General features: G+C 60.4%; 4 protein-coding genes and 1 pseudogene. 3 read left to right on the forward strand and 2 right to left on the reverse strand.

Annotation, left to right across the window (positions count from 1 at the left end; all coding sequences use genetic code 11):
- Positions 1–68 precede the first annotated feature (68 nt).
- Together RWT78_RS26700 and RWT78_RS26705 are read right to left on the reverse strand one after the other, a co-directional pair.
- Positions 69–980 (reverse strand): cation transporter, encoded by a 912-nt coding sequence (locus tag RWT78_RS26700; protein WP_234552178.1) that lies wholly within the window; start codon positions 978–980, stop codon positions 69–71.
- Between the two features lie 72 nt (positions 981–1,052).
- Positions 1,053–1,751 (reverse strand): haloacid dehalogenase type II, encoded by a 699-nt coding sequence (locus RWT78_RS26705; protein WP_007735269.1) that lies wholly within the window; start codon positions 1,749–1,751, stop codon positions 1,053–1,055.
- Positions 1,752–1,861: 110 nt separating this feature from the next.
- On the opposite strand from RWT78_RS26705, the gene RWT78_RS26710 reads away from it, so the two are divergent.
- From RWT78_RS26710 to RWT78_RS26720, 3 genes and pseudogenes are all read left to right on the forward strand, one after another.
- On the forward strand, positions 1,862–3,199 hold the full coding sequence (locus tag RWT78_RS26710) for an amylo-alpha-1,6-glucosidase (RefSeq protein ID WP_042449890.1): 1,338 nt from the start codon (positions 1,862–1,864) through the stop codon (positions 3,197–3,199).
- 107 nt (positions 3,200–3,306) lie between these two features.
- Positions 3,307–4,002, forward strand: coding sequence for a glycoside hydrolase family 25 protein (locus RWT78_RS26715; protein WP_370334015.1), 696 nt, complete (start codon positions 3,307–3,309; stop codon positions 4,000–4,002).
- Positions 4,003–4,981: 979 nt separating this feature from the next.
- Positions 4,982–6,861 (forward strand): annotated as a pseudogene (locus RWT78_RS26720) (isopeptide-forming domain-containing fimbrial protein); the annotation flags it as partial.

Raw genomic sequence — 6,861 nt, forward strand, 5'->3', positions numbered from 1 at the left:
GGACGTTTTCGAGAAGGTGAGGTGGGCCCGGCCGTCGTGATTCTGTTGTTCGAGAGCAGATTCCGTCGCTAGAGCATCAGCGCCGGATCTGTAGTCAGTTCGATGTTCAGCCACGGTTCGTAGGGGAGATCGGCGAGGCTGGTGGCGAACGAGCGTCGTACTGCGTCTTCACCGTCGATGTCCCAGCTGTGTGGCGCGACCATGAACGTCGCTTCGACATACAGCTTGCGACCCACCTTGCTCATGGTGAGAGTCGGTTCGTCCAAACCGAATTCGTCGCGGACGACGGCGATGGCTTCGTGCACGCGGGCCTGAACGTTTTCGCCGGGAGCACCTTCGAGGAGTTCGATCAGTGCGGTTCGCAGAAGTGCGTACGGTTGCGGGACCAGCATCGCACAGCCGAGGAGGACCAAGACGGAGTCGACATATCGGTCGGCGTCGGAAAAATCGGTGCGGCCCAGGATCATTGCGACGACAGCACCGACCGCGACCAGCGCGCTGAAGGCAGCCGACGCTCCCCATTGCCTGGCTTCGGCGACGAGCAGATCGGATGTGCGGTCGACTTGTCGGACGTAGCGCCAGATGATGATCGACACCACCGCGCTGACAGCGCCGTATGCCACCAGAGACCCCGCGGTGACGTCGGCTCCGCCCGCGAGGATGACACGAACTGCCTCGACTGCGGCGTAGGCGAGCGTCGCCAGTAGTGCCATGCCCTGGACAGCGATGACGACCGGGATCAATGCCTCCTTACCGAACGGGAAGCGTGCGGTGGGGCCCGAGTCGGCTATCCGCGAGACCCGCAGTGAGATCGCCGTCAACACCATTCCGATGAGGGCGTACACACCGTCGAGCAGGATCACCTGGGACTGCGAGATCCAGCCCCAGAATGCGGCGAGCACAGCCAACGCCGTTGCGACCACGAGCGAGTACCGCAGGGCCTTGCGTTCGCGGGTAGCGCTGTCTTCCTTGGTGCCCATGAATTCCAAACCGCCTGTCCGTTTCGATATTCCTTCACGTAGGAATACCAGCAACGACGCGCAGGCACGGGATCAGTGGACCAATTGCGCTGCCAGATCGAGAAAGTCCTCGGCGTTGATGTCGAACTCGTCGGAGAAGGACACATCGGGATTGCCCCTGGCTCCGAATTCGAGTGGTCGAGCTATGAAGGCTGTGCGGAATCCGAGAGCTTTGGCTGCCCGGATGTCATATTTGTGACTGGCAACCATCATGATCTCGGCCGGGTCGTACCCGAGATATCGAGCAGCCAGGTGGTAGATCTTCGGATCTGGTTTGAAGACGCCGGCCATTTCGGCAGTGAAGACGGCATGCCATGGCAGATTTCCGTGCCGGGAGATGCTGACTGCGGCATTCACGTCGGCGTTGGACAAGGCAGCGATTGTGTACTGCTGGCGCAGGGTTGTCAGGCCGGCGACAGTGTCGGGCCACGGGTCCAGGAATTTCCAGGCGGTGGTGAGTTCTTCCTGTTCGGCATCGGAAAGTTCGATGCTCTCGCGGGCCAACAGCTTGCGCAGAGCCTCGCGGTACACCGAATGTACTGTCACCCATTCGCCTGTGGAGTCGTCGGCCTCGGAGGTGTTCGCGAAGTACTCAGCGCGCCAGAGATTGACGAATCTTGGCCAGTCCACGTCGGCGTCGGTGATTCGACGGGCCTCTCGGCACAGTGTGCTGTGAAAATCGGTCGCTGTGCCCTGGACGTCGAACAGCAGTGCTTTGATCTTCTCGCGCACTAGGCCTCCACTCCGAGATCACCTGACGGACTTCCTTCATTATTGCGGCTGCAGCGCCGGATTCGTGCTCGGTGAGCGCAAAGGCTCGACGCGTCGCAAAATAGACATCTATGGCCGACCGCGGATTTACCCCGACTCAGCTCGCCGCCCGAGCTGCCTACTTGCTGCGCGGAAACGACCTGGGCACGATGACCAGCGCTGCCCCGAAGCTGTATCCCCACATGTGGAGCTGGGACGCCGCGTTCGTGGCGGTAGGTCTGGCGCCGCTCAGCGTCGAACGGGCGGTAGTAGAGCTCGATACCTTGCTCTCGGCTCAGTGGAAGAACGGAATGATTCCGCACATCGTGTTCGCGAACGGTGTCGACGGCTACTTCCCCGGCCCGACGCGGTGGGATGTCAATGCGTTGGCAGCGCATGCTCCTTTGGGTACCGCTACATCGGGAATCACCCAACCCCCCGTTCACGCGATCGCGGTGCAGCGGATTCTCGATCATTCGCGTCGGCACGGACGTACGACGCGTGCGGTCGCGGAAGAGTTCCTCGACCGACGCTGGAGCGATCTGGTTCGGTGGCACCGGTGGTTGGCGGAGGCCCGCGATCTCGACGGCAACGGCCGTATCGCGCTCTATCACGGGTGGGAATCTGGGATGGACAACTCTCCGCGGTGGGATCTGGCGTACGCGAATGTTGTTGCGGGACAAGTTCCTGCGTATCAGCGTGCTGATCTCGCTGTGGTGACGGACCTGTCTCAGCGGCCCACGGATAACGAATACGACCGCTACCTTTGGCTTCTCGAAGAGATGAAGGCCGTGCGGTACGAGGATTCTCAACTCGCCACTGCCATGAGTTTTGCCGTCGAGGACGTGTTTGTCAGTGCGGTTTTCTCGATGGCATGCGACGTCTTGGCAACTATCGGTGAGGAGCATTCGCGGCCGAACTCCGACGTCCGTGATCTGCGCGGTTGGGCAGATCGATTCCGGCAGGGGGTGATTGCCACCACCGATGAACGATCAGGTGCAGCAAAGGATTTCGATCTTCGCACCGGGCGATGGGTTCATACCGAGACCATCGCGATGTTTGCGCCGTTGCTGTGCGGCGGCCTGAGCCGCGATGCCGAGCGCGCTCTGTTGCGCACTTTCGAGGGGCCCAAATTCTGTGGTCACCCGGACATGCGGTTTGCTGTCCCACCGTCGACGTCTCCGGTTTCCGGCGATTTCCGTCCCCGGGAGTATTGGCGTGGCCCGGTGTGGCCGGTGATCACGTGGTTGTTCTCGTGGGCGTTCGCGCGTCGGGGGTGGGCCGAGAGATCGCACGTCTTGCGTTCGGAGGGGTTGCGGCAGGCCAGCGATGGCAGTTTTGCCGAATACTACGAGCCTTTCACCGGTGAGCCGCTGGGCAGTATGCAACAGTCGTGGACCGCTGCGGCTGTTCTCGATTGGCTCGGTTGAGTGAACATTCCCTGAATTAGGGGACAAAACGGACTAGTCGACCTTAGTCTCGGGAAATGGTCGAGCGACGGATCGTCAGGACACTGGGCAAGCTCACCCCGATCGCGATGGCAGCTGCCATCGCGATCACGGCACCTGGCCTCGCCGCTGCCGACGCTCCCCGTGGCCCGGACGTCTCTTCGTGGCAACACGTGGACGGAACCGGAATCGACTGGTTCCAGGTCAAGGCGTCAGGGCACGAGTTCGCGATGGTCAAGGCCACCGAGTCGCTCAACTACGTCAATCCGTACTTCATCCAGGATTGCCTGGTCATGCGTGCTGCCGGCGTCTCGCGCGGGGCCTACCACTACGCAGACGTTCGCCAGTCCCCCGAAGCCCAGGCCGCCTTCTATTCGGCGATCGTCCTGGGTATCAACGGACCTGGTGACCTCCCGCCCGTTCTGGATCTCGAGGACGCGAAGGGACTGCCCGCCGGGCAGGTCATCGACTGGACTCATCGCTACTTGAATACAGTCCAGGCACTCACCGGGCGGCAGCCCATCATTTACACGTATCCCAACTTCTGGCGTACTCAGATGGCCAACACCACCGAGTTCAACCACTACCCGCTGTGGATCGCCGATTACAACGGGCAGAACGCACCGGGGCCGCTACCCGGCGGTTGGTCCAACTGGACTTTCTGGCAGTACACCAGCACCGGACGCATCCCCGGAATCACCGGAAACACTGATATCAACGTCTACAGCGGAGCCCAGGGCGATTTCGATCGCTACGCCAACAGTGTGGGGTTCGGCAGCAGCTAGTTTGCGGCGGGGCCCTTGGCTCCGTGGTGCCCGGTTCGGGCCCTTTCGCCCTCGATGCATTTGCCTCGAGGCACGCGGAAGGGCCCTTTTTGGCACTCTTGTGACGCTTGGCTGGTTAGTCCGGTTGTTGCTCGTCAGTTACGAGAATTCTGCCGGGCGGTAGCCACGGTCGCTGAACTTTCGACTAGCTGAGCAGGATCGGAAAATAGCTACGGCAGAAAATGAGCAGAACTGCTCTGCCTGAAAAGCTACAAAACGGACTTGAAGTTGGGTTTGAATCGAAGGCGGCCGCCCGGTTTCGGGCGAAGTTGGTGCCTCGCAATCCAATTATCGGAGCCTCGGGATGCTTCGTTACCGGCAGCCGTCGCTGAGTGTGGTCTGGATCAATTCGATCAATTTCGACGGGCTCGCACGCGTGATCGGACTCCATGCAGGACGGGGTTTCCGAACGTCGTTCGAGGGTCTGTGGCGCATCCAACAGGCCTTATCCATATTGGGCATTTGTCCAGATTCCATATCTTCCTCGAGGTTGGTCGTCACCCGATCTGGTCAGCGGAAACGGTGAATGTCATCGCGTTCGCCGCGGTGCCGCACTCCGAGGGCTGAATTGTCCGCTCGGACAACACTGCTCCTCGAAGCTTGTCCGATCTACGAACAAAAACGTCGATCGGTCTGCTTTGTCCGACTTTCGATGGGCAAGCTCCCGGTTATCTGTTATCTTGTTCCTGATAACTGGAAGGTTGCTCTCGATTTGCGCGGATTTCGAGGGCCAAGGTCCTGTTCAGGGCGGCTCTTCCAACACGCAGGTGTTTCCGAAGAGGAGCTCGAATGACAGGACCGGCAACAGCGTCCGGTGTGAGGTCGATCAGCCGAAAACAGGCGCATCGACCCGAACCAACCGATCAACCGGGAGTTCGCGCCAGCGCTCTCGCATCTCCGTCCATCGAACATCGATCAGGCACATCCTGGGGAGTAAGAAATGCCTAACGACATACCGCCGACAAGGTCGGCCATATTCACCGCAGGGCTCCCACCCTGGATGCGAGCGTGGACGGTGGTATGGACCGCCATCGCGATGATTCTCGGTATCTCCGGCGCGACGGCAGTGGTTGCGTCAGCGCAGCCGGCCGCGACGCTCGGCGGCCCCGTTCAGGCTCAGGCGCCGGCTCGCGCTGCTGTCCTGCCGGACGAGCAACCGCCCACGGGCTGTGCGTTCAGTGCGCCCAATACCGGCAATCTCTCGCAGAACATCTGCTGGATCGATATGTCGACGTTCAACCAGGCTGCCGCAACCTCAGCAGCTGGACAGCCGATGACGGTCAAGCTGACGGATATCTACTCCATCAGCTTCAATGCCAAGCTGGTCAACTCGATCGACGGATCTACGACAAAGCCGCATACGGGCGTCACTGCGCGTCCCTTGCCTGCCGAGGCGAAATTCTCGTCGCTCGGCACTGTCGCGTATACGGGTGTTCCCAACACAGTCAAGCCTGCTTTGTACCAAACGGTTCCGGACATGAACGGGTCGACGAGGGTCCAGTCCGGCGGAACAGTCAAGCTCGACAATATCGTGATGAATGGGCCCAACGGAGCCGTCAACAACTACGGGCTTGTTGTGGCGGATGCCGAATCGACGGACCCTGTTGCCGCAAACAACAAGGAATTCCTGTCGTTCCAGTCGGACAAGAGCTTCCGTCAGATCGATCGCACCATGGGCATACCCGGAGACACCGGATGGCCACCGATTCGGGCGTGCAACGGCACGGTCGGCGGAGCCGATGGTTTGACTGGGGTGGGTACGACTTCGGTTCGATGCAACTCGTGGTGGGACAACGACCTCAGTAAGAATTACTCACCTGGAACGGTAGTACTGGCGGCGACAGCGCCGACTTCCTTCGCCGGCACTTTCGGAAACACCACAGCGGACACGTCTCGGCAGGGTGTTGCGTTCGGCATTTTGCTGCCGAGGGTCAAGATCGACAAGGAACTTACGCGAGTCAGTCCTGGCGACGACTTCACCATCGGAACAAGCACCGGTACTTTCGCCGATGCAAATGCCGCGAGCGGGCAGGTGCTCAAGAGCACCGATACGGGGGCTACAGCAACCACCGCTTCCACCGGTTGGAGGATGCTCCTCGCTGACACGACGCCTACCCCCGTCACGTTCTGGGAGAAGCCCACTACTTCGGCGACCAAGACCGCGAACTACGCGACGAAGTGGGACTGCCAGGTCAATGGTGTGGCCAAGAATCTTCAAGCTGGTGGAGTTGCGCAGACAGCATTAGCACCTGGTGACAACGCGTACTGCAAGATCATCAATACCCCGGTTCTCGTGAAGAAGTCGTCGTCACCACCTACCGGTGAGACGGTCAATATCGGCCAAACAATCACCTACACTCTGAATTTCGAGAATCCCGGCACTGCGCCGGCACCGATCGACTACACGGACTTCCTCGCCGACGTCATTGATGACGGAACGGTTGCGGTCGGTGCTGCTACCGGCGGACTCACCGCTGCATTGGATGGCGCCGACAAAATCAAAGTCGGCGGCACATTGCCAGCCGGCGGCAAAGGGACAGTCACCTACACCGTCACGGTCAAAGACGGTGGTAACAAAGTCCTGAACAACTACCTCGTTCCGGGGACAACAACTCCTCCCACAACATGCGATCCTGCAACCAATCTCTGCACGACGCATCCCATGCCTGGTTTCACGCTGACCAAGACGGCTGATCCGGTTTCCGGTTCGACGGTTCAGGCCGGCGACACCATTACGTACACGGTCACCGGTGCTAACACCGGCAAGACGGCCCTGACTCCCGCGACGATCAAAGACGATCTGAGTGCGGTTCTCAACAA

The sequence above is a fragment of the uncultured Rhodococcus sp. genome, assembly GCF_963525155.1.
GTDB lineage: Bacteria > Actinomycetota > Actinomycetes > Mycobacteriales > Mycobacteriaceae > Rhodococcus_F > Rhodococcus_F qingshengii.